Here is a 22,268-nt window from a genome sequence, read left to right as displayed (position 1 = left end):
CGCTCCAAAAACCGCAGATTTATTCGGTTTTCAGGCGAAACTCCGCCTCCCCGCTCGGCGCGTAGTGAACCTTTTATTACCCCGGCTCGCAAGGTATTTTGGCCCCCTGAGCCCAAGCATTGCCAGGGTTTCATGTTCGGCCGGCCGAAGAGACTAGAGCCAGCCGCGGCGCTTGAAATACCAGTAAGGGAGAATGGCCGAGACGATCATCAGGCCGATCGCCCAGACATACCCATAGGTCCATTTGAGCTCGGGGATGATGTCGAAGTTCATGCCATAGACGCTGGCGATCAGGGTCGGCGGGAGGAACACGACCGCGGCCACCGAGAAGATCTTGATGATGCCGTTCTGCTCGTTGTTGATCATGCCGAGCGTCGCGTCGAGCATGAAGTTGATGTTGCTCGTCAGGAAGCTCGCATGGTCGCTCAAGGCCATGACGTCGCGGGAAATCGTCTTGAAGCTCCGCTCGAAGGCCTTGGGGAGCTTCGTCTCTCCCGGCCGGCCGATGAAGCTCAGAAGGCGCGCGATACTGACGAGGCTTTCGCGCGCCTGGGTCGTCAGGGCCTGCACCTGACCGACGCGCCGCAGGACGGCGTCGAAATCGAGTTTCGGCGCGTTTTCATCGCGGACGAAGATGTCGCTCGACAATGTGTCGATCTCGCCCTGAACGCGCTCCAGAATGTCGGCGACGCGATCGACGATCGCATCGAGGAGCCCGGCCAGCACGTCCTCGCCCGTGCTCGACGGAACCGTGTGGCGGCGCGCCTTGGCCGCGAAAACCCGGAAGGGCAGCGGCTCGGCATAACGAAGCGTGAGCAGCCTGTGACCGACGAGAACGAAGGTGACGGGCGAGCGGCCGGGCTTGGCCGTATCGGCGCCGACCATGACGGTCGCCGTCATATAGAGCGCGTTCCGCTCCTGATAGAGGCGGCTCGAAACCTCGATTTCCTGCATCTCTTCTTCGGAAGGAACGTCGAGGCCCAGAACCTCGTCGACGAAACGCTCCTCTTCCGGCGTAGGCTCGAGAAGATCGAGCCAGACCACGGCCTCGGGGATCGGCCCGTGAGGCTCGACGGCCAAGGGACTGAGCGTGCCGTTCGATCTGACATAGGCCGTTATCATCGCGTTCCCTTGCGCCTGCGATCTTCAAGTGGCGCGATCATGCCCATATTGCATGGCCGCCTCAAGGGAAACGCCGGAAGATTTCGCGCTTTCAGGCGGCGGCGTCTTCCCCCTTCGCGGGCATCGCAAATTGCGTCGAGACATCGCCGTGAAAGACCGCCGGTCCGACGTGATCGAGACGACTTTCGAGATCGGCCCAGATTTCGCCGCCCATATCGCGCCAGCGCTTGCAGAACGCGAAATCCTCGCTGAGATATGTGCCCGTCTCGGGATCGATCATGCACTCGAAAAGCGCGAAACGATGGGGGCTGTCCCGCAGCGGGTCGTCGATCGAGTGTTCGGCGCGGAACCGCAACGAGGGGTAACGCTCACACATGCGCTCGATGGCTTGACGCCGGATCATCAGAAATCCGGTGCCGGCGTAGCGCACCCGGGCGAAGCCGCCGCGCACGGTTATGTTGCGCTCTTCCTCGAGTTCTAGAACATAGTTGAGCGCGGTCGAGCCGGGGTTCGGCCGGCCTGCTTCCATGACGCGCCGCGCCTTGTCCCAGTCCACCCGCTTGATCGGATAGACGCCCGCAACCATGTCGGCTTCGCTGGCGATCAGGCGCATCACCTGCCGGGACGAAAAGCCGATATCGGCGTCGATGAAGAGAAGATGCGTGGCATCCGGGTCGTCGAGGAAATGCGCGACGAGATTGGCGCGCGCCCGGGTAATAAGCGCGTCTCCGTCGCGGAGCATCAGCTTCATCTCGACGTCGCCGGCCCTGCGCAGGTCGCGCTGGAGATCGAAAATCGAATTGGTATAGATGCTGGAAACCTGCCCGCCGAAGCAGGGCGTGGCCACAGCCAGGCGAACGCGGTCGAGCATGCGGGGTCTCCCGAACGAGCGAGTCCGGCCTCCCGGACATACCCCCCGACGGTAGGTAAACATGGTAAAAATAGTCTGAATTCGGAGGGTCGAGGGCCGCCCCGGCACGAGGCCGGCTCAAGGGATGTCTTGACTTATCCCGTTCGGAAGCGCATTTACCCCGTGACTGTTCTCGCGAGCGCGCTTTGCGCCGTCCCCCGAAGTGGGTCTTTGGACCCCGGACGCGCCTAATCTCGACACAGTCAGATCCCCCGATCCAAGCGCGTTGGACGCGGTAACCCGCGCCAGAGGTCCGACCTTTCCGGTCGGCGCCGATACGCTTGTCAGAAAGATACATGACAGAATGACGTCCAAGACTTTTGCCGACCTCGGCGTTGCCGAGCCGATTTGCCGTGCCCTCGCCGCCGAGGGTTACGAGACCCCCACCCCCATTCAGATGCAGGCGATCCCGTCGCTCCTCCAGGGCCGCGACCTGCTCGGCCTCGCCCAGACCGGCACGGGCAAGACGGCCGCCTTCGCGCTACCCATCCTGCAGAGGCTTGCTCACGATCAGACGAAACGCATGCCCCGCGGCGCGCGCGCACTCATCCTCGCGCCGACGCGCGAACTCGCGATCCAAATCGACGAGAGCCTGCGCGTCTATGGCCGCCACCTCCATCTCAGCCACACCGTGATTTTCGGCGGCGTCAGCCAGGTTCGCCAGGTCAAGGCGATGGCGAACGGCGTCGATATTCTCGTCGCGACGCCGGGCCGGCTGCTCGATCTCATGAACCAGCGCCACGTCAAACTCGCCGACACGAAGGTCCTCGTGCTCGACGAGGCCGACCGCATGCTCGACATGGGCTTCGTCAACGACGTGAAGAAGATCATCGCGACGATGCCGCGCGAACGCCAGTCGCTGCTCTTCTCGGCAACGATGCCGAAATCGATCGAATCGCTCGCCGCTGAAATCCTGCGCCAGCCGGTCCGCGTCGAGGTGACGCCGGAAGTCGTGACGGTCGATCGCATCGAACAGCATGTGCTTTTCGTCGACCAGAAGCGCAAGCGCGAGCTTCTGGCGAAGCTTCTCGAAAATCCCGATCTCGCGCGCGTCATCATCTTCACGCGCACCAAGCATTGCGCCAACCGCGTCAGCGAACAGCTCGACAAGAACGGCGTGCCGTCGGAAGCCATCCACGGCAACAAGTCGCAGGGCGCGCGACAGCGGGCGCTGGAGCAGTTCCGCAGCGGTGAGGCCCGTGTCCTCGTCGCGACCGACATCGCGGCGCGCGGCATCGATGTCGACGGCATCACGCATGTCATCAATTTCGAATTGCCGAACGAGCCGGAGAGCTATGTCCACCGCATCGGCCGCACCGCGCGGGCCGGCACGACGGGCATTGCGCTTTCCTTCTGCGATGCCTCGGAGCGTTCCTATCTCAAGGACATCGAACGCCTGACACGGCGCCAGCTCAAGGTCGTCGATACGCGTCCTTTGATCGGCGACGTCGCCTCTCCCGCCTTCGCGGAGCCGCAGGGCGAACGCCGTCACCAGCAGCAGCGCCCGAAGCAAGGACAGCCGCGCCAGGGCAAGCCGCAGGCGCATGGCAAGCGTCAGGGCTCCTCGGGTCATGGCGGCGGCGGTCAGGGTCAGGGCGAACAGCGCAAGGCCGATGGTCGCCCCGGCGGCCAGGCCCGCGGCCAGCAGCAGCAGGGCCGCAACCGCCCTGGCAGCCGCGCCCGCAAGCGCAACGCCGGGTAAAGCTCCGGCGAGGCGCCGGCACCATTATGCCGGCGCAACCACGCCCGTAAGCTTCCCGGTCTCGTCCCAGAGGCGCTGTGCCGCCGCGTCGTCCTGCGCCTGCTTCGACGGGGCCGCCGGGCGGCGGCGGTAGAAATATTTGCCGCTGATCCCGGCGACATCGGGCGACGAGGCGAGATAGACGATCGTCTCGGCCCCCTTCTCCGGCGGGATCGCGAAGAGCTTCGCCACACCGAACATCGACTGAAGGATGCCGCCGCTCTGATCGCCGAAGCGCGAGGCGACAAAGCCCGGATGCAGACAATTCGCGGTCACGCCCGTACCGGCGAGCCGCCGGGCGAGTTCCCGCGTGAAGAGGATGTTGTAGAGCTTGGAGCGCCCGTAGGATTGCATCGGGCTGTAGCTCTTCAACGACTGGAGATCGTCGAAGTCGAGCTTCGCCATTTTGTGACCCGTCGAGGCCGTACTGACGATGCGCGCATTGCCGGCGGCCTTGAGGCTGTCGAGAAGGCCGAGCGTCACCACGAAATAGGCGAGATGATTGAGCGCGAAGGTGAGCTCGAATCCGTCTCCCGTAACATGCCGCGTGTTGAACATGGCGCCCGCATTGTTGACGAGAACGTCGATACGCGGTTCCGCGGCGGCGATTTCATTCGCTACGCGCTTCATGTCGGCAAGCGACGAAAGATCGGCGTAATAAACGCCATGCGCCGCGCCGGGGGCGAGCTTGCGGAGGCGCGCGAGAACGGCCTCGCCTCTCGTCTTGTCTCGCGCCACGAGGACGATGCGCGCGCCCTGTTCTGCAAGTTTTTCCGCCGCGATTTCTCCGATGCCGGACGTCCCGCCGGTGACGACGACCACTTTCCCCTGCATGCGCCCCTCCCTGCTTCCGCCGATGGCGGGTTCAATCTTCATAGCGGATCGCAACTATCTCCAGCGTTTCGGAACCCGTCGGCGTGCGGACCTCCACGAGATCGCCCTCCTCCGCCTTCAGAAGCGCCCTTGCGACCGGCGAGACCCAGCTTATCTCACCCGCCTCGATCCGCGCCTCGTCCACACCGACGATCCGCACCGTCCGCTCCTCGCCGGCGGCATTGGCGTACGTGACGGTCGCGCCGAAGAAGACCTGGTCGCGCTTCTTCTGCAGCGCCGGATCGACGACCTCGGCGATATCCAGCCGTTTGCGGAGAAAGCGCGTTCGGCGATCTATCTCCCTCAGGCGCTTCTTGCCGTAGATATAATCACCATTCTCGGAGCGGTCGCCATTGCCGGCCGCCCAGGCGACCGTCTCGACGACCTTCGGCCGCTCGACGCGCCGCAGATGCCGAAGCTCCTCTTGCAGCCGCTCGAAACCCTCGCGCGTGATGTAGTTCTTGACGCCCGTGGGCAATGGACTGGCGGCATCGACGTCTTCGTCGGCCTCCGTATCCGTTTCCTTGGTGAAAGCCTTGCTCATGGCACCTTTACACCATGTTTCCTGGGACGATTGTACGATTTTCGCGATATGGTTGCCCACGCGACCGATTGCTATATTGCCGTCGCAGCTCGCCCCTTCAGCCGCGCGCCGGAGCCTGTTCTTGGACGTCTACGTCATCAATCTCGACAGTCAGCCGCAACGGCTTGCCGCCATGCGCGCGCGCCTTCCCGCGCTTCATCGCATAGCGGCGATCAACGGCTGGGCGCTTCCCCCGGATCAACTCACAAAAGGACATCACTATCCCGAGGGGTACGATCTTTCCCCGCCGGAAGTCGGCTGCGCGATGAGCCATCGGAAGGCATGGGATGAGTTTTTGCGAAGCGGGCGGAGCCATGGCTGCTTTCTCGAAGACGATGTCGTCCTGAGCGCCGATTTCACTTCCGTCGTGTCCAACGCGAGCTGGGTGCCCGGCGACGCGGATATCGTCAAGATAGAAACGACACAACTCGGCGTCTTTCTCGACAGAGTGCCCGCCGCGCATGTCGGCGCTCACGCGCTCCACAGGCTTCGCTTCCGACACATGGGCGCCGCCGGCTATATTCTGAGTCGCGCGGGCGCGGAGAAGCTGCTCGCGCTGTCACTTCCGTTCCGCTACCCGGTGGACGTGCTGATGTTCGATCATCGCATACCGGAATTCGCGAAATTGACGACTTATCAGATGACCCCGGCGCTTTGCTGCCAGCCGCAGAACACAGGCATGGTGCAGACCGATAGCGGCATCAACGCGCATCGCGGCCGCAAGCCAAAACGCACACCGATGCGCGGACTGACCCGGCGCCTGCAGGATTTGAAGTGGTTCACTCTGCAGCGACCCTTTCTGCGAGCGGCGACGGTACCGTTCGGCTGAACCGGCTGCGACCGCGCGCGGCCGGATGCTTCCCCCGGACGCGAGATTTGACTCGGCCGTCATTAGCCCCCCAAATTCTCGGGAGACGACGATATTCGGGGGGAGTTGCCGATGACGCGTGTGTTCTTGCTTGTCTGCATATCGGCGATGACGGCCGCCGTGTTCTCGCCGACTGCCGCCGAGGAGACCGTTCCGACCGCGAGCGGCGACGTGGCGGCGCCCTCCCCCGAAACGCCCGTCACGATCGCCAGAGCCGACCCGGTCGAAGCGATCGTCGTCACCGCGCGCCGGCGCAAGGAAGACCCGCAGCACATCCCCGTCGCCGTCACCGCGCTGAGCGGCGACGACCTGAATGCGCGCGGTGTGAAGTCCTCGCTCGACCTTCAGAACATCGCTCCGTCGCTCAACATTTCAGGCAATCTCGGCCAGCGCGACGCGGACGTTTTCACGATACGCGGCCAGGGACAGCCGTTCGGTGGCGCGGATCCCGGCGTCGAAACCTATTTCGCCGAAGTGCCCTTCAATGCCGGTGGGCCCGGCGTCTATTTCGATCTCGAAAACGTGCAGGTGCTGAACGGCCCGCAGGGGACGCTTTTCGGCCGCAATACGACGGGCGGCGCGGTCCTGTTCGAGCCGAAGAAGCCCACGAACGAGATCGGCGGATATATGACCGCGACCGGCGGCAATTACGACCTGCGGTCGCTGCAAGGCGCGCTCAACGTGCCGATCGTGAAGGACAAGCTGCTGCTGCGCGTGGCCGGCGACGTGACGACGCGCGATGGCTTCACGGACGATCTCACCTACAACCGCAAGCTCGACGACGAGGATCGAAACGCCTTCCGCATCGGGCTGACCGCCCGACCGGTGGATGGCTTTGAAAACTATCTTCTCGTCGACAGCTACAGAAGCAACAACAACGGCACCTCCTCGATCCTCACCGCCGTGGCGCCGAATTCAGCCGCCGCCCTGCTCTACGGACCGCTTCTTCAGCCGCCGGGTTCGACGATTCAAGACAGGCTTGCCGCCCAGAACGCCATGGAGCCGCGCGCGGTCGCGCTCGACACTTATCTGTTCAACCATACCGAGCTTTGGGGCGTCACCGACATTGCGAGCTACGAGTTCTCCGACATTCTGCGTATACGGAATATTTTCGGTTATCGCAGCGACAAGGAGCAGCCTTCCTTCGATTACGACGGCTCGATCTTTCCGGCGCTCAATATCGTCGATACGCGCGGCTGGCAGACCAATGCTCTCCAGATCACGAATGAAACGCAGCTTCAGGGCGAGTCCTTCGGCAAAAAGCTGTCCTGGATCGCCGGCTATTATCACGAGCTCGACCGACCGGGCGGCTACGCCGAAACGTCACGCGTCAATTTCGGCACCATCGGCGGATCGGTCTACCAGACGACGAATTCACGCACGGAGTCGAATGCGATCTTCGCCCAGGCCACCTACGATCTCTCCGCCCTGCTCGAAGGTCTCTCGTTCACGGCGGGCGGGCGCTACACCTATGAGCGCAAGACGCCGGATACCTATGAATGCACGGCGACCGCGCCGTCCGATTGTCCCTATCCGCTGCCCAACGGATCAGGAGCCGGCGCGAATTTCAGCGCGCCGACATGGACGCTCGCGGCGAATTATCAGGTCGGGCCCCGCTTTCTCCTCTATGCGACGACGCGGCGCGGCTACAAGAGCGGCGGCTTCAACGCGGGCGCGCCGACGACACCGATCGACTACTCGAAATTCGATCCCGAATATCTGACGGATGTCGAACTGGGCGCCAAAAGCTACTGGCGGCTCTTCGGTCTGCATGGCCGCAGCAACGTTGCGATTTATTACGGCTGGTACAAGAACATCCAGAAAAACGACTTCGCCTGTGTCGACCGGACCACCGGCGCGATCAGCACGGGATCGGTGCTCACCTGCAATCCCTCGACGAGCCTGCCGGTCGTGATGACGGTCAACGGCGCGAAGGCGACCATCGCGGGCCTTGAGTACAGTTCCGCCCTGGCGTTGACGGAGGCGCTCGATCTCGACTTTTATTATTCGTATACGGAGACGGACTACCAGAAGTTCGAGACGTTCAGCGGCACGCACAACTCCGTACCCTTCGCCTATACGCCGACGCATAAATTCGCGATCACCGGTACCTATACGATGCAGCAGCGTCCTTTCGGCACGCCGGTCATGACCGCGACCTATTTTCGTCAGAGCAAGGTCTGGTTTTCGGATTTCGCCGATCTCGAGCCCGACGCCTATCAGGACGGCTATGGCGTGTTGAACATGCGGCTCGACGTCCGCGGCGTGTTCGACAGCGGTGCCGATCTCGGCGTCTTCATGAGCAATGTGACCGACAAGACCTACAAGGTCGGCGCCAATGCACTGGAAAGCACCGTCGGCACCGTGTCGTCGATCTACGGCGCGCCGCGCATGTTCGGCGTCGAACTGACCTACCGATTCGGCGGCGGCTGACCGCGGAATGGCTCATGGAGTTTCGGGGAAAGTTTGGTGGGCGCACTAGGGCTCGAACCTAGGACCCGCTGATTAAGAGTCAGCTGCTCTACCAACTGAGCTATGCGCCCGCCGAGGGCCGTCGTCCGTAGTCACGGACAGGGCCGCGGGTCTCAGGGACCACCAAATCCCGATTGAGAGCGCTGCTAATAGCAAAGCCTGAAGGGCCTGTCCAGCGGCCTTATCGTCGTTCTTCGCCAGCGCGGATTTCGGCCTTCTCCGGGCCTCCGCCGCGCGGCCCCGCGCCTACCAGAAGGCGCTGGGGCTGCGGGCGATTTCGACGTTCCTGTGGACGTAGACGCTCATCAGCAGACCGAAGGCGAACATCAGCGACAGCATGGCCGTGCCGCCATAGGACACGAGGGGCAGCGGCACGCCGACCACCGGAAGAAGCCCCATCACCATCGCGGTATTGATGAAGACATAGAAGAAGAACATCACGGCGATGCCCAGCGCCAGCAGGCGGCCGAACTGGTTGCGGCACTGTATGGCGACACTGAAAGAGAAGATCAGCACCACCGAATAGAAGGCGAGCAGCGTCAACCCGCCGACGAAGCCAAGCTCCTCGCTCAACATCGTGAAGATGAAGTCGGTTTGCTTTTCGGGCAGGAAGTTCAGATGCGCCTGCGTGCCGGCCATGAAGCCCTTGCCGAAGACACCCCCGGATCCCAGCGCGATTTTCGACTGAAGGATGTGATAGCCCGCGCCCAGGGGATCGCGTTCGGGGTCGAGGAAGGTGAAGACGCGATTGCGCTGATAGTCGTGGAGCCGGTCCCATATGACCGGAATCGCGGCGAGAACCGCCGCTCCGCCGAAAATGAAATAGCGCCAGGCGAGGCCGGCGGCAAAGAAAAGCACCACGCCGGAGACGGTCAGCAGGATCGCCGTGCCGAGGTCGGGCTGCTTCACAACAAGGCCCACGGGCACCACGACGAGAAGCAGCGGCACGATGAGGTTTTTTATGCGCGAGGTTTCCTCGAGCGTCAGCCCGTGAAAATAGCGGGCCAGAGCCAGCAAAATGGCGACTTTCATGATTTCGGAGGGCTGGAGCTGGATGATGCCGAGATTGAGCCAGCGTTGCGCGCCCATGCCCTTGAAGCCCACGATATCGACCGCGGTGACGAGAACCAGCGCCACCGCGTACATGGGATAGGCGACGCGCATCCACAGGCGAAGGTCGATCACCGCCGCGACGATCATGATACCCACACCGACGACGAAGCGGACCATCTGCTTCAGCGCCCATGGCGAGAAGCTGCCGTCCGCGACCGAATAGAGCATCGCGAATCCCATCGACGAGATCACGGTCAGCAGCAGCAGGAAGCCCCAGTTGAATTCGAGGAGCTTGTCGCCAAGGCGCATTTCGCGACCTGTGAAGCGGCGCAGATCGAACATCAGCCCTCCTCCTTATCGCCGCTTGCCGCGGCCTGCGGACGAGCCAGATTGCGTTTCTGGACCTCGAGCATGATGTCGCGCGCCGCCGGCGCTGCGGCACCTGAGCCGGAACCGCCATGCTCGATCACCAGCGACATCGCGAATTTCGGCTCGTCGACCGGCGCGAAACAGATGAAAAGCGCGTGGTCGCGCAAACGCCATTCCAGCGTCTCGTTCTTGCGCACCCCGCCCTCGCGCTCGGCCATGCTGATGCGGCGAACCTGCGCCGAGCCCGTCTTGCCCGCGAGTTCCATGCCGACCTCGGTGATGCGCGAGCGGAAGGCGGTTCCGCCTGGCTCGTTCGACACGCCGTTCATGCCGCCCTGCACGATCTTCAGATGCTCGGGATCGACGTCTATTTTCGGCGGCTGGGGAACGGGAAGAAGCTCGCCGCCGATGGCCCTGGTCAACCGCGGCTTCACGGCATAGCCGCCATTGGCGAGGCGCGAGGCCATGACGGCGAGCTGAAGCGGCGTCGTGAGCAGGAATCCCTGACCGATACCGGTAATGAGGGTCTCACCCTGCTGCCAGCTCACGCCCGTGGTAGCGCGTTTCCAGTCGCGGCTCGGGACGATGCCCCGTTTCTCGCCCGGAATTTCGAAATCGTAGGTCTCGCCGAGACCGAACCGCTTGGCGACCTTCTCGATCGCATCGATGCCGATACGCTTGGCGACGTCGTAGAAATAGACGTCGCAGGAATGCTTGATTCCATTGTGCATATCCATCGAACCGTGGCCCTCTTTCTTCCAGCAATGGAAGAGATGGTTGCCGAGGGCATATTTGCCATTGCAGTTCACGGTGCGATTGGGATCGACGCCCGCTTCCAGCGCGGCGATCGCGGTTATGGTTTTGAAGGTCGAGCCCGGCGGATAGAGACCCGCCAGAGCCTTGTTGGTGAGCGGCTTGTAAGGGTTCTGAACCAGCATGTCCCACTGATCCTGTCTGAGCCCCATGTTGAATTCGTTCGGATCGAAGGCTGGCGTCGAGACGAAGGACAGCACGTCGCCGGTATGGATATCCATCACGACGGCGCTCGCCGATTCCTCCTTGAGCCGGTCGCAGGCGAATTGCTGAACGCCCATGTCGAGCGTCAGCACCACCTCGTCGCCAGGCTTGCCGGGGTCCTTCGACAATTCACGGATGACGCGGCCATAGGCGTTGACCTCGACGTGGCTCGCGCCCGCGGTGCCGCGAAGCTGCATGTCGTAGGTCTTCTCGATGCCGCTCTTGCCGATGCGGAAGCCCGGCAACCGCAGAAGCGGCTGCTCGTCGGTCGCGGCCTCCATGTCCTTGTCGGAGACGGCGCCGACATAGCCGACGACATGCGCGAGTTCCATCCCGTAAGGATAGTGCCGCGTCTCGCCGACGTCGGGCTGCACACCCGCAAGATCGGGTTCGTTGATGTTGAGCTGCGCGAATTGTTCCCAGGTAAGATTTTCGGCCACCGTCACCGGCATGAAGCGCGGCGATCGGGAGATGTCGCGCATGATCTTCTTGCGGTCGTAGGGCGTAATCGCGACGATGCGCGAGAGCTTGTCGAGCGTGTCGCCGACATCGGATGTCTGTTCGGAAACCAGAACGGCGCGATAATTCTGCCGGTTTGACGCAAGCACCGAGCCGTAACGGTCGACGATATGGCCCCTGAGCGGCGCGAGAAGACGGACGCTGATGCGGTTGTCCTCGGCCATCATCCGGTATTCGTCGGTCTTCAGAACCTGCAGGTAATACATGCGGCCCGCCAGCACGACGAAGGCGGCCGCCTGTCCACCGCCAAGGATCATCGCCCGGCGCGTGAACGTCTTGTATCGGGAGTTGTCTCTACCATCGACCTGCATGTGTCGCCCCCGATCCTTCCTAACCCGACGGAAGAATGCGGCGCTCGATGCGCCCGAAAATCATGGCAAAAAGCGGGAACAGCGCAACCGTGACGAAGAGATGCCAGACGATCGGCCGCGCCGGCAGCAACATGCCGTAGAAAAGCGACGCCGCCGCCCAGCCAATCACGCCGACAAAAGCCGCCGCGACCAGAAAGCCGAGCCAGAAGACGGAGAACGGCGCGTTGACGATCAAAAACCGCTGCGTCAGGACGATGATATAGGTCAGCACATAGGCGAAGGCCCAGAGTCCTATAGGTCCGCCCGACAATAGATCGGAGACGAGACCGACCAGAAAAACGGCATAGACCGGAAACATTTCGGGCCGGACGATCGCCCAGTAATAGATCGCCATCAACGCAAAGGCCGGCATGACCGACGTGCCGAAAACGCGGCCGACGGGCACGAAGGACAGCAGCACACAAACAAGGCCCATGACAAAAGGAAGCACCGTCATGACGATGCGTCCCGCGCGCGCCGCCGGTGTCGGTGTGTAGGGGTCAAGCCGGGCCATTATTCGACCCCCGGCGTGTCTTCCGTACCGGGCGTCGCGTCCTCGACATCAGGCACCGGCTGCATCTGCCCCGGCTGTACGGTCGGCGCGGCCTGGGGCTGCGCGGCGGGCGTTTGAGGCGCGGGCTTCGCGGCGGCTGTGGTGGGCTTCTTCGACGGCTGAGCGGCGGGTTTCACCGGGCGGGTCCCCGCTTCGGCGGCAGGCGGCGTAGCCGGCTTCGGTGCGCCGGGAATGGTCGCGGCGGGCTTCACCTGTTCGACGGGCTTCGGCTGCGCCGGAGGCCCGAGCAGAACGGCCGGCGGGTCCTGCCTCTGGATGTTGCTCGGGAACTCGTATTTGAGCACGCGCACGAAATCGAGGCGGTCGCGGTCGGCGAATGTCTGTACGCGCAGGAAGCCGTCGCTGGTCTGGATGACGAGGCCGACAGGCAGTCCGGGCGGAATGAGCCCGCCATCCCCCGAGGTCACCACACGGTCGCCCGGAGAAACACTGCCCGTCACGGCCAGGTATTCGAGTTTTGGCCAGTCCGTATTGTCGCCCGCCAACACGGCCTTGTAATGCGCGGGCTCGATGACGACGGGAATGCGGCTGTTCAGATCGGTCAGCAGGAGAATGCGGCTCGCCTTGTCGCCGGTTGCGACGATACGGCCGACGAGGCCGTCCGTGTCGACGACGGCGTCGCCGCTTTTGGCGCCCTGGGTGCTGCCGACATTGACGATCACCGTGTCGACGAAGGGGCCGCCATTGTCGCTGACGACGCGGCCGCTCACATATTTGATGTCGGGATCGATCTGAACGTTGAGAAGCGCCTCGTAGCGCGCAACTTTCGACTCGAGCTTCAGAGCCGCTTCCTTCCAGGCAAGAAGGCGCGCATTCTCGGCACGCAGGCGCTCGTTCTCGTCGAAGACATAGGCGTATTCATCGGTGCGCTCGACGACATGGCGGGCCGCGGCGACGGGCCGCGAAGCGATTTCGAGGAGCGGAGCGGCGAGATCGGTGACGACCTGGCGCGCCCGGTCGAAGACATATGTCTCGGCACGTCCGAGCAGCAGCAGCGCCGCCGCCAGCGTCAGCATGAAGACGAGTGAGATCCGGTTCGAAATTTCGCGGATCGGCACTGCTGACCGGTTCGGATCCATCGCCAAGATACTGCTTCCGCTACCCTCTCAGCCCGCCCATGCGGAACTTTTGCCCGTACTCAGTATACCGAAGAAAGAACGTGCTTCATCGTCTTGATGTGCTCGAGCGCCTTGCCCGTGCCGAGCGCGACGCAGGACAGCGCGTCGTCGGCGATCGAAACCGGAAGTCCCGTTTCGTCGCGCAGAACCTGATCGAGATTGGCGAGCAGCGCGCCACCGCCCGTCAGCACGATGCCCTTGTCGACGATGTCGGCCGCAAGTTCCGGCGGCGTCGCCTCAAGCGCGACCTTCACCGCCTCGACGATGGCGCCGACGGGTTCCGCGAGGCTTTCGGCGATCTGCCGCTGGCCGATCCTGATTTCCTTCGGCACGCCGTTCATGAGATCGCGACCCTTGATCTCGATCGTCATGCCGTCGCCATCCGACGGGATCGCCGCCGAGCCGACTTCTTTCTTGATGCGTTCGGCGGAAGCTTCGCCAACGAGAAGATTATGGTGACGGCGGATATAGGCGATAATCGCCTCGTCCATCTTGTCGCCGCCGACGCGCACCGAGCGCGCATAAACGATACCGCCCAGCGAGAGAACCGCGACTTCCGTGGTGCCGCCGCCGATATCGACGACCATCGAGCCGGTCGGCTCCGTCACGGGAAGCCCCGCGCCGATCGCCGCGGCCATCGGCTCCTCGATCAGATAGACGCGGCGCGCGCCGGCCGAGAGCGCCGATTCCTGAATGGCGCGGCGTTCGACCGCCGTCGAGCCGGATGGCACGCAGACGATGATCTGCGGATTGGCGAAGGAGCGCCGGTTGTGAACCTTGCGGATGAAATGCTTGATCATTTCTTCCGCGACCTCGAAATCCGCGATCACGCCGTCCCGCATCGGGCGGATCGCCTGGATGTTGCCGGGCGTACGGCCAAGCATCTGCTTGGCCTCATCGCCGACGGCGAGAACCTGTTTCTTTCCGCCCTTCTCGATGATGGCGACCACCGAAGGCTCATTGAGAACGATGCCCCTGCCTTTGACGTAGACGAGGGTGTTCGCCGTGCCGAGATCGATTGCCATATCGGCGGAGAACATGCCGAGCAGACCGGAAAGCATGTCTATTCTTGTCCTTTAACGGTGTGTCGGCCGGTTTGCAGTCAATGTCGTCCGCCGACGGTTGAGAGTGTCTTCACTTATGGTGGCTAATTCGTTAACACGCCGTCCGCCCGAACCGGCAAAACGATCGGACACGGGATCGAGACATCTAACAGAGCGGAACTCCCCTCGATCGTCCGGGTACGAATAAGCGCGCCCCCCGCACCCGCCATTCGCGACGCCGGAACGAAGGACATGAGGGCAGTCTTTCCCGCTCTCCTGCCCGTTCCGACCTTCAGGGCCATCCCGCCTACCCGTTTTTTTGCTGATGCTGGCCGGGATGTCGCCCATGCCGCGAAACACATGCCATTTTTCGAGCGCGCCGCAAGCCGCAACGAATCGCCCTCCCCGAAATCCGGTTCAGCCGCGCGCGACAGCTCGTGGTTTGTACGCCGAAAGCCGCGGCAGGCGCAACGAAAAAGACTTGATTTCAGGGGCTTTTCAAGGGTTTGGAGGGAAGCTCGGTGACCTCGTGCGAACGACCCTCGAGAGGTGCGCGATGACGTTTCACCGCTTCGACGAGGAACTCCATAACCGCTCTCACATGGGCAAGCTGAGCGAGGTCGTTGCGCGCCATCAGCCATAATTCGAGCGCGCCGAGGAGATCCGGTCCGAAGACACGCTCAAGCGTCCTGTCACGGTCGGCGATGAGGCATGGCAGCGCCGTCAGGCCGAGGTCATGGCGCGCGGCTTCCGCCCGCGCGGCCGCGCTCGATGAACGGAAGGTCACGCGGGAGGATTTTTCGGCGCGCGACATCCACCAAACTGGACCTAAAGGCGTCTCGCCGCGCGGAAATCCGATGACGTCGTGCTCCGCGAGGTCGGACATCTGCCCGGGACGCCCCTTTGCTGCGAGATAGGAGGGCGTGGCATAGAGCCCATAGGCCATGTCGCCCACCTTGCGCATCAGCATGTCGCCCTGGGTCGGCCGCGCCGCCCGCAGCGCCACATCGACGTCGCGCAGCGGATTGCCGATGCGGGGCACGGCGCCGATCGCCGCGACGCGGGGATCGGTGATCAATTCCAGCTCAAGGCCCGGATGGGCCGCCCGGAAGGCCGGCAGTTCGGGCGCGATCAGGGAGGCCGCCAGGACCTCGCTGGCGGCAAGGCGAACGGCGCCTTCGCTCCCCGACCCGGAGGCCGCAAAGTCCCTGGGAAGGGCGGAAAGCCGCCTGTCGACGGGCTCCAGAGCCTCGACGAGCTTTTCGCCGGCCGCTGTCAGCCGGTAGCCGGTGCGTTCGCGCTCGAAGAGCCGGGCACCGAGATCGTCCTCCAGAGACGCCACCCGGCGCAGAACGGTGGTCGTATTGACGCCCAACTGCTGGGCCGCGCCGGAGAGGCTTCCTGCTCCGGCGACCGCCAGAAAGTAGCGGAGATCGTCCCAGTCCATTATCCATCACCCAATCTGCGCAAGTCTATCTTGCGCGGGATCAGGATAGCGAGGTCTGGTGATGCATGAAATGGATGATGACGAAAAATATCCTGCGATTTTGCAAGATCGCTACCGGGTGGACACCGGCTTCACCCGGGACGCCGCCTCCTTCGCCCGCACCCGCGCCTCATCCGTATCCGCGCCGCACGCCAGCGCCACCCCCATGCGGCGACGCGCGAAGGATTCCGGCTTGCCGAAAAGCCGGACCTCGGAGGTCGGCACGGCCAGCGCCCGGTCGAGCCCTTCGAAGGCGATGCCCTCTTCCTCCAGCCCGCCATAGATGACCGCCGAGGCGCCTGGCGCGGCCAGCTCCGTCGAGACCGGCAGACCAAGGATCGCCCGCGCATGGAGCGCAAATTCGCTCTGAACCTGGCTCGCCAGCGTCACGAGGCCCGTATCGTGCGGCCGGGGGCTCACTTCGGAGAACCAGACGTCGTCCCCCTTCACGAAGAGCTCGACCCCAAATATGCCCCGGCCGCCCAGCGCGTCGGTGATCTTCTTCGCGATGTCTCGGGCACGGGCGAGGGCCGTCGCGCTCATGGCCTGGGGCTGCCAGCTCTCGACATAATCGCCCTTCACCTGCACATGGCCGACCGGCGCGCAGAACTGCGTCTCGATGTCGCCAGAGGCGCCACGAGCGCGGACCGTGAGCTGGGTGATCTCGTAATCGAAATCGATGCGCCCCTCGACAATGACGAGCTGACGCTCCACGCGGCCGGCCGACATCGCATAATCCCAGGCCGCCTGCACCGCCTCCGCATTCTCGACATAGCTTTGCCCCTTGCCGGAAGACGACATGACCGGCTTCACGAAGCAGGGAAACCCGACCTTCGCCGCCCCCGCCTTCAGTTCCTCCGCGCTGGCGGCGAAGGCATAAGGCGAGGTCGGAAGCCCGAGTTCCTCGGCGGCGAGCCGGCGGATGCCTTCGCGGTTCATGGTGAGCTGGGCGGCTCGCGCTGTCGGGATCACCTCGGCGAGCCCCTCGGCCTCGATCTTCGCCAGTTCGTCCGTCGCGATGGCCTCGATCTCGGGGACGATCAGATGCGGGCGCTCCTTCTCGACCAGCGCCCGCAGCGCCGCCCCGTCCGTCATCTGGATCACATGGGCGCGATGGGCGACCTGCTGGGCCGGGGCATTCGCATAGCGGTCGACGGCGATCACCTCGGCGCCGTAGCGCTGAAGCTCGATCGCGACCTCCTTGCCGAGCTCGCCGGAACCCAGAAGCATGACCCGCGTCGCGCCTTTGGTGAGCGGTGTGCCGATACGCATGGAATATCCCCCGGTTGGGCTGAAAGTCGATGGCGGCCATGTAGCACAAGGTAGACGTCGGGACGACGGGCTTGACTGGTCGAACTCATCCTACTACATATGAACATCTGTTCATATGTGAGAGGCGTGACCTTGCTCGCCCAGACCGACACCGCGCCCGGACCGACACTGTCCGACGACAAGGCGATCGAGCTTGCCGAGATGTTCCGCCTGCTCGGCGATCCGAGCCGGCTCAGGATCGTCATCGAGACGCTGGCGGGCCCGCAATCGGTTGGGCACATGGCCGACAGGCTCGGCCTCTCTCCTTCTCTCGTCAGCCACCATCTGCGGCTGCTGCGCGCCGCCCGTCTCGTGACCGCGGAACGGCGTGGCAAACAGATTTTCTACCGCATCCATGACGCGCATGTGCGCCATGTCATCGCCGACATGGTCGCGCATGTGAACGAGGAGCCCGAATAATGTCGGCCACGCATCATCACGAACACGGTCACGGGCATCATGGCCACGAACACGACCATCGCGGGCACGACCATCGCGGGCACGCCCATGGCGCGGGCAACGAGCGCCGGGTGCTGATCGCGCTCTGGCTCACCGGCGGCTTCATGATCGTCGAGGCCGCGGGCGGCATCCTTTCCGGCTCGCTGGCGCTGATCGCCGACGCGGGGCACATGCTCACCGACACGGGTGCGCTGGCGCTCGCCTGGATCGCCGTGCGTCTCGCGAAGCGGCCGGCGGACGACGAGCGGTCCTATGGCTGGCACCGCGCCGAGATCCTCGCGGCCTTTCTCAACGGCGTCGCGATGCTCGCGCTCTCCGCCTGGATCATCTTCGAGGCCGCGATGCGCCTTGCGGAGCCGTCGCCCGTGCTCGGCGGCCCGATGCTCGTCGTCGCCATTGGCGGCCTCGCCGTCAACATCCTCTCCTTTTTCATGCTGCATGGCGCCGGCGACAGTCTCAACCTCAAGGGCGCGGCGCTTCATGTGCTCGGCGATCTGCTCGGTTCGGTCGCGGCCATCGCCGCCGCCATCGTCATCCTCTTCACCGGCTTCATGCCGATCGACCCGATGCTCTCCGTTCTCGTCGCGTTGCTCATCCTGCGCAGCGCCTGGAAGGTGACGCGGGATTCGGCGCATATCCTGATGGAAGGCACGCCGCACGGCCTCGATCCCGACGCCATCGCCGCCGATCTGGTGAAGACCGTCGCCGGCGTCGCCGACGTGCATCACGTCCACGCCTGGTCGCTGACGCCCGGACAATCGCTCGTCACATTGCACGCGCATCTTGTGGACGGTGCCGACGCCCACGCCGCGCTATCGGGAATAAAGGCGCGGCTCGGCTCGCATTTCGGCATCGGCCACGCGACGGTGCAGATCGAGCAAGGCGCCTGCGCGGATGGCCACCACAATGATTGCGGTGAAAAACAACATTAAGTGACCCGTCGGCGCGGCTGCGCTACCATGACCGCGCCGTCCCTGCGTCCCTGCGTAATCCCTGGGGTTTCCATGTCCGTTTCCGCGCATGAAGAGCCGAGCCTGTTTTCCCGGCTCGGCGAGCTACGCATCTTCCTCGAGCTCGGCTCGATGCTTCCCGCGCTCCCCGCCTTGATGCAGGCGCCGCGTGGCGACGGCCATCCCGTGCTCGTGCTGCCGGGGATGCTGACCTCCGACGGATCTACGGTCGTGCTCAGGCGCTATCTCTCGACGCTCGGCTATCAGGTTCATCCCTGGAAGCTCGGCATGAACTGGGGCCCGAGCCTCGAAATCCGGCAGGGCGTGCGCGACCGCTTCAGGGAATTGTCGGATCGCTACCAGCGTCGCGTCAGCATCGTCGGCTGGTCCCTCGGCGGCATCTACGCCCGCGAGCTTGCGCGCGAGCAGCCGTCGCTCGTCCGGCAGGTCATCACGCTCGCAAGCCCCTTCGGCGCCGGCTACCGGATGGACGGCAGCTACGACCCCGAACTCGCCAAGCGCCTGCGCGCCGCGCCGCCCGTACCCTGCACCGCCATTTATTCAAAGAGCGACGGCGTGGTGCCCTGGGAGGCCTGCCTCGAGCAAAAAGGTCCGCAGACAGATAATATCGAGGTTCACGCCACCCATATCGGCATGGGTGTCAATCCGCTCGTCCTCTGGGCGATCGCGGACAGGCTTTCCCAGTCCGAAGGGCAATGGAAGCCCTTCGACCGCTCGGGATTTCATTCGTACTTTTATTGATGGTGGACGGGCGCTGGCTGGCGAGCGGCGTCAGATAAACAGCTCGTATTCGAGCACCGTCTTCAGCGTACCGTCCGGTGTGCCGGAGGTGACGCCGAAGAGATAGCCGACATTGTACCGCAATTTGCCCGGCAACGGGCCGAGGTGGTCGAGCGCACCCTGCACGGCCGGGCCGACCATGTGCTGCTGCTCGTCATGCGGATCGAAATTGTTGATGCGGCCGAACTCGCCATAGGCTTCTACCGCCGGCTCGAACAAGGGGTCGAGACGCCAGCGGCTCTGCAGGCGATAGGTCAGACCGACGCCGCCTTCCGCATGCGCGCCGAGCTGGCGCTCCAGAATGACGTTGATCGTGTTGGTCGTCTGGCCGATTTCCTTGGCGACGAGCGGCCCGAAAGCCAGTTCGTCGGCATCGCCGGCGCGGTCCCGGACATGCTCATATTCCACGAGCAGGCCGAAATCGGCGAAATAGCGTCCCTGATCGGTCAACTGAAAGATGTTTTCCCATTCGGTCGCGTCGAAATGCGTCGTGCCGCCCGCATCCTTCTTCCAGGCGCCGTTGAATTCCGTGGACCAGTAGTCGGTGACACCGTAACCGAGCCCGACCCTGTGGACCTGTTCGTTGTTCTTTGAAGCGTCGCCATCGAAGGAGCGGGAACCCAGATACTCGACTTCGACCTCGCCTTTTTCGACATAGGGCGAATAGACCTTGAGGTCGGCTGCCTCGGCTTTGCCGCTCGGCGCGGACGCCGCGATGGCGAAACCGCAGAGAAGGCAGGCCGCGATGCCGCCCGCCGTCCGCTTGGAAGCACCGCCGTAAATCTTCATCGCGCCGCCGATGACGACGAGCGTGCCGACATAGAAGACGAGCTGGATGCCGGACGGACGGGCCGTGTAGCCGATCAGCGTATGCAGGAGCTGGCCGAAGATGTTCTGTTCCGTCAGCAGCCAGGACGTATCCCAGATGGACCGGCCGAGCGACGGCAGGATGTTGGCCTGCACGAGATAATTCGCGCCCTGCGCCGCCATGCCGGCGGCAAGCAGCAGGATGAGCCAGCTCGTCACCGAGAAGAGCCTGCGCGTCGATAGATTGAGGAGGCCGAAATAGAGTGCGAAGCCGAGCGCCGCGCCGGCGACCACCCCGACCGCACCGCCGATCAGAAGTCCCGACGCGCCGACGCCGCCGCTCGCGATGCCGTACAGGAAGAGCACGACCTCGGAACCTTCGCGCAGCACCGCCATGCCGACCACGATCGCCACCGCATAGAGCGGGCGGGTGCCGACCGCGACGTCGTGACCGACGGCCTTCATCTCGGCGGCGAGCTCGCGACCGTGACTGTTCATCCAGACATTGTGCCAGCCGAGCATGGCGACGGCGACGAAGAGCACGCTGGCGTTGAAGACTTCCTGGCCCGATCCTTCGAGCATGCCGGCGATGGTGCCCGCGAAGGCGGCGACGAGCGCCGCGCCCGCAAGACCGCCGGCAACGCCGAGCACGAGCCAGCGATTGCGGCCCGCGACGCCCTTGGTCGCGGCCGCGACGATGCTGAGCACCAAGGCCGCTTCGATCACTTCGCGGAAGACGATGACGAGGGTCGCAAGCATTCTTCGGTCCTGACTCTTACTTGACGATAAGCTTGCCTTGCGCCGTCGCCTGATTGAATTCGCCGAAGAAGGGATAGGTGCCGGGCTTCAACGGATCGAGATAGAAGATGCCCTGCCCGCCGCCCGCGATGATCTTCTCGCGGTTGAGTTCGTAGGACTCGAACTCCTCCGGCGTCGGATCGAGATTCTTCACGACAAGTTTGATTTCGGTGTTGGCGGGAACCTCGAGCTCGGCCGGATCGAATTTGTGATCCTTGATCCTGATCTCGAAGGTTGCGGGCTCTTCGGCGCGCGCCCCGCCCATCATGCCTGAAGCCACGACGAAAATCGCGGTCGCGGCAGCGACCGTCGCCAGAAATTTGCTCATCTTCTTATATGTCTCGCGTGACCCGGGTTGAGTTCGGCGGTATTTGATAATCATTCGCAAGTCCTGTCAACGAGCATTTCGCCGCATCGCTCCACCCTCGCGCGCCAGCCTCGCCGCCGCTTCGAAGCCGATCCGGGGGCTCGACAGGACCGGGACGGGCAGGTTCTGGCACAGGGCCGCGGCCGGCGCCATCGAGGCTTGCGCCAGGACCAGCACGTCGACCCCCTTCGCCACATCGGCAATACGCGACGCAATCCCCGCGTAATAGTCGTCGAGCCGGCCCTCCCGGAACGAGATCCAGATGTCGTCGAAGAGAAAGGTCTCGAGCTCGAAGTCGCGGCCGACGGCATTCGCGGATTCGGCGATCAGCGCCTCGGTATTGGCGACCGTCGCGGGCACGCAGGCGGCGATGCCGATGCGGTGGCCTTGCAGTACGGCGAGGTCGGCCATCGGCCGGTCGATCCTAAGGATCGGGACCGCCGCGTCTTCGTTTGCCGCTTCGGCGGAGGTGCCCAGCGTCGAGCAGGTGCAGACGACGACGCTCGCGCCGCCTTCGGCCAAGGCCGTCAGCGCCTCGCGCGTCCTGATGTCCAGCGCCGTCGTCACGCGGCCGGCCTTTTCGGCGGCGGCGAGCAGGTCTTCACGCACCGCATGCTTCAGCTTCAGATGCGGGGCGATCTCCCGGCCGAGGGCGTCGAAGGTTTCGATATGGACGG

At 63.9% G+C, this 22,268-nt stretch carries 20 protein-coding genes and 1 tRNA gene; 6 read left to right on the top strand and 15 right to left on the bottom strand.

What is annotated here, in order from left to right:
* Window positions 1–153: 153 nt before the first annotated feature.
* On the bottom strand, window positions 154–1,122 hold the full coding sequence (locus VMR03_RS07610) for a magnesium transporter CorA family protein (RefSeq protein WP_325403846.1): 969 nt from the start codon (window positions 1,120–1,122) through the stop codon (window positions 154–156).
* Window positions 1,123–1,213: 91 nt separating this feature from the next.
* Window positions 1,214–1,993, bottom strand: a complete 780-nt coding sequence (locus tag VMR03_RS07605) for a hypothetical protein (protein ID WP_325403844.1) — start codon at window positions 1,991–1,993, stop codon at window positions 1,214–1,216.
* A gap of 343 nt (window positions 1,994–2,336) precedes the next feature.
* On the opposite strand from VMR03_RS07605, the gene VMR03_RS07600 reads away from it, so the two are divergent.
* Entirely contained in the window at window positions 2,337–3,734 is a 1,398-nt protein-coding gene (locus tag VMR03_RS07600; RefSeq protein WP_325403842.1) for a DEAD/DEAH box helicase, read from the top strand.
* Between the two features lie 24 nt (window positions 3,735–3,758).
* Here VMR03_RS07600 and VMR03_RS07595 read toward each other — a convergent pair whose 3' ends face one another.
* Complete coding sequence (locus tag VMR03_RS07595; RefSeq protein WP_325403840.1) at window positions 3,759–4,607, bottom strand: SDR family oxidoreductase; 849 nt, start codon at window positions 4,605–4,607, stop codon at window positions 3,759–3,761.
* Between the two features lie 31 nt (window positions 4,608–4,638).
* On the bottom strand, window positions 4,639–5,190 hold the full coding sequence (gene greB / locus VMR03_RS07590) for a transcription elongation factor GreB (protein ID WP_325403838.1): 552 nt from the start codon (window positions 5,188–5,190) through the stop codon (window positions 4,639–4,641).
* Window positions 5,191–5,311: 121 nt separating this feature from the next.
* Between greB and VMR03_RS07585 the strand changes: the two genes are divergently transcribed.
* Both VMR03_RS07585 and VMR03_RS07580 read left to right on the top strand, forming a co-directional pair.
* The gene (locus VMR03_RS07585; RefSeq protein ID WP_325403836.1) at window positions 5,312–6,058 is read left to right on the top strand and encodes a glycosyltransferase family 25 protein; all 747 of its coding nucleotides are present in this window, start codon (window positions 5,312–5,314) and stop codon (window positions 6,056–6,058) included.
* A gap of 111 nt (window positions 6,059–6,169) precedes the next feature.
* Complete coding sequence (locus VMR03_RS07580) at window positions 6,170–8,530, top strand: TonB-dependent receptor (protein WP_325403834.1); 2,361 nt, start codon at window positions 6,170–6,172, stop codon at window positions 8,528–8,530.
* 34 nt (window positions 8,531–8,564) lie between these two features.
* Here VMR03_RS07580 and VMR03_RS07575 read toward each other — a convergent pair.
* The 8 genes from VMR03_RS07575 to purT all read right to left on the bottom strand — a co-directional run bounded on the left by VMR03_RS07575 (window position 8,565) and on the right by purT (window position 17,370).
* A tRNA-Lys gene (locus VMR03_RS07575) sits at window positions 8,565–8,640 on the bottom strand.
* 175 nt (window positions 8,641–8,815) lie between these two features.
* On the bottom strand, window positions 8,816–9,964 hold the full coding sequence (gene rodA, locus VMR03_RS07570) for a rod shape-determining protein RodA (RefSeq protein WP_325403832.1): 1,149 nt from the start codon (window positions 9,962–9,964) through the stop codon (window positions 8,816–8,818).
* A complete protein-coding gene (mrdA, locus tag VMR03_RS07565; protein WP_325403830.1) occupies window positions 9,964–11,838 on the bottom strand; it encodes a penicillin-binding protein 2 in 1,875 nt (624 codons plus the stop codon). Before mrdA ends, rodA begins: the two co-directional genes overlap by 1 nt.
* Window positions 11,839–11,857: 19 nt before the next feature.
* The gene (gene mreD / locus VMR03_RS07560; protein ID WP_325403828.1) at window positions 11,858–12,391 is read right to left on the bottom strand and encodes a rod shape-determining protein MreD; all 534 of its coding nucleotides are present in this window, start codon (window positions 12,389–12,391) and stop codon (window positions 11,858–11,860) included.
* On the bottom strand, window positions 12,391–13,530 hold the full coding sequence (locus VMR03_RS07555) for a rod shape-determining protein MreC (RefSeq protein ID WP_325403864.1): 1,140 nt from the start codon (window positions 13,528–13,530) through the stop codon (window positions 12,391–12,393). The genes mreD and VMR03_RS07555 overlap by 1 nt, the downstream gene beginning before the upstream one ends.
* 59 nt (window positions 13,531–13,589) lie before the next feature.
* Window positions 13,590–14,630 (bottom strand): rod shape-determining protein, encoded by a 1,041-nt coding sequence (locus tag VMR03_RS07550; RefSeq protein ID WP_325403826.1) that lies wholly within the window; start codon window positions 14,628–14,630, stop codon window positions 13,590–13,592.
* A 469-nt stretch (window positions 14,631–15,099) separates the two neighbouring features.
* Window positions 15,100–16,059 carry a LysR family transcriptional regulator gene (locus VMR03_RS07545; RefSeq protein ID WP_325403824.1) on the bottom strand — a complete coding sequence of 320 codons (960 nt, stop codon included), beginning with the start codon at window positions 16,057–16,059 and terminating at the stop codon, window positions 15,100–15,102.
* 111 nt (window positions 16,060–16,170) lie between these two features.
* A complete protein-coding gene (gene purT / locus VMR03_RS07540; protein ID WP_325403822.1) occupies window positions 16,171–17,370 on the bottom strand; it encodes a formate-dependent phosphoribosylglycinamide formyltransferase in 1,200 nt (399 codons plus the stop codon).
* 126 nt (window positions 17,371–17,496) lie between these two features.
* Here purT and VMR03_RS07535 point away from each other — a divergent pair, with 126 nt between their 5' ends.
* The 3 genes from VMR03_RS07535 (at window position 17,497) to VMR03_RS07525 (ending at window position 19,580) form a co-directional block, all read left to right on the top strand.
* Window positions 17,497–17,829 (top strand): ArsR/SmtB family transcription factor, encoded by a 333-nt coding sequence (locus VMR03_RS07535; RefSeq protein ID WP_414693156.1) that lies wholly within the window; start codon window positions 17,497–17,499, stop codon window positions 17,827–17,829.
* Window positions 17,829–18,800, top strand: a complete 972-nt coding sequence (locus tag VMR03_RS07530) for a cation diffusion facilitator family transporter (RefSeq protein WP_325403820.1) — start codon at window positions 17,829–17,831, stop codon at window positions 18,798–18,800. Before VMR03_RS07535 ends, VMR03_RS07530 begins: the two co-directional genes overlap by 1 nt.
* A 72-nt stretch (window positions 18,801–18,872) precedes the next feature.
* Entirely contained in the window at window positions 18,873–19,580 is a 708-nt protein-coding gene (locus tag VMR03_RS07525) for an alpha/beta hydrolase (RefSeq protein WP_325403818.1), read from the top strand.
* 30 nt (window positions 19,581–19,610) lie between these two features.
* On the opposite strand, the gene VMR03_RS07520 is transcribed toward VMR03_RS07525, so the two are convergent.
* The 3 genes from VMR03_RS07520 to VMR03_RS07510 form a co-directional block, all read right to left on the bottom strand.
* Window positions 19,611–21,185, bottom strand: a complete 1,575-nt coding sequence (locus VMR03_RS07520; RefSeq protein WP_325403816.1) for an FTR1 family iron permease — start codon at window positions 21,183–21,185, stop codon at window positions 19,611–19,613.
* Between the two features lie 16 nt (window positions 21,186–21,201).
* On the bottom strand, window positions 21,202–21,552 hold the full coding sequence (locus tag VMR03_RS07515; protein ID WP_325403814.1) for a cupredoxin domain-containing protein: 351 nt from the start codon (window positions 21,550–21,552) through the stop codon (window positions 21,202–21,204).
* Window positions 21,553–21,618: 66 nt separating this feature from the next.
* A partial coding sequence (locus VMR03_RS07510; RefSeq protein WP_325403812.1) for an aspartate/glutamate racemase family protein occupies window positions 21,619–22,268 on the bottom strand: 650 nt, incomplete at its 5' end.

The sequence above is a fragment of the Parvibaculum sp. genome (assembly GCF_035511255.1).
Lineage (GTDB): Bacteria > Pseudomonadota > Alphaproteobacteria > Parvibaculales > Parvibaculaceae > Parvibaculum.
The sequence above is the reverse complement of the archived record's forward strand: the minus strand, read 5'-3'. Positions and strand labels throughout refer to the sequence as shown.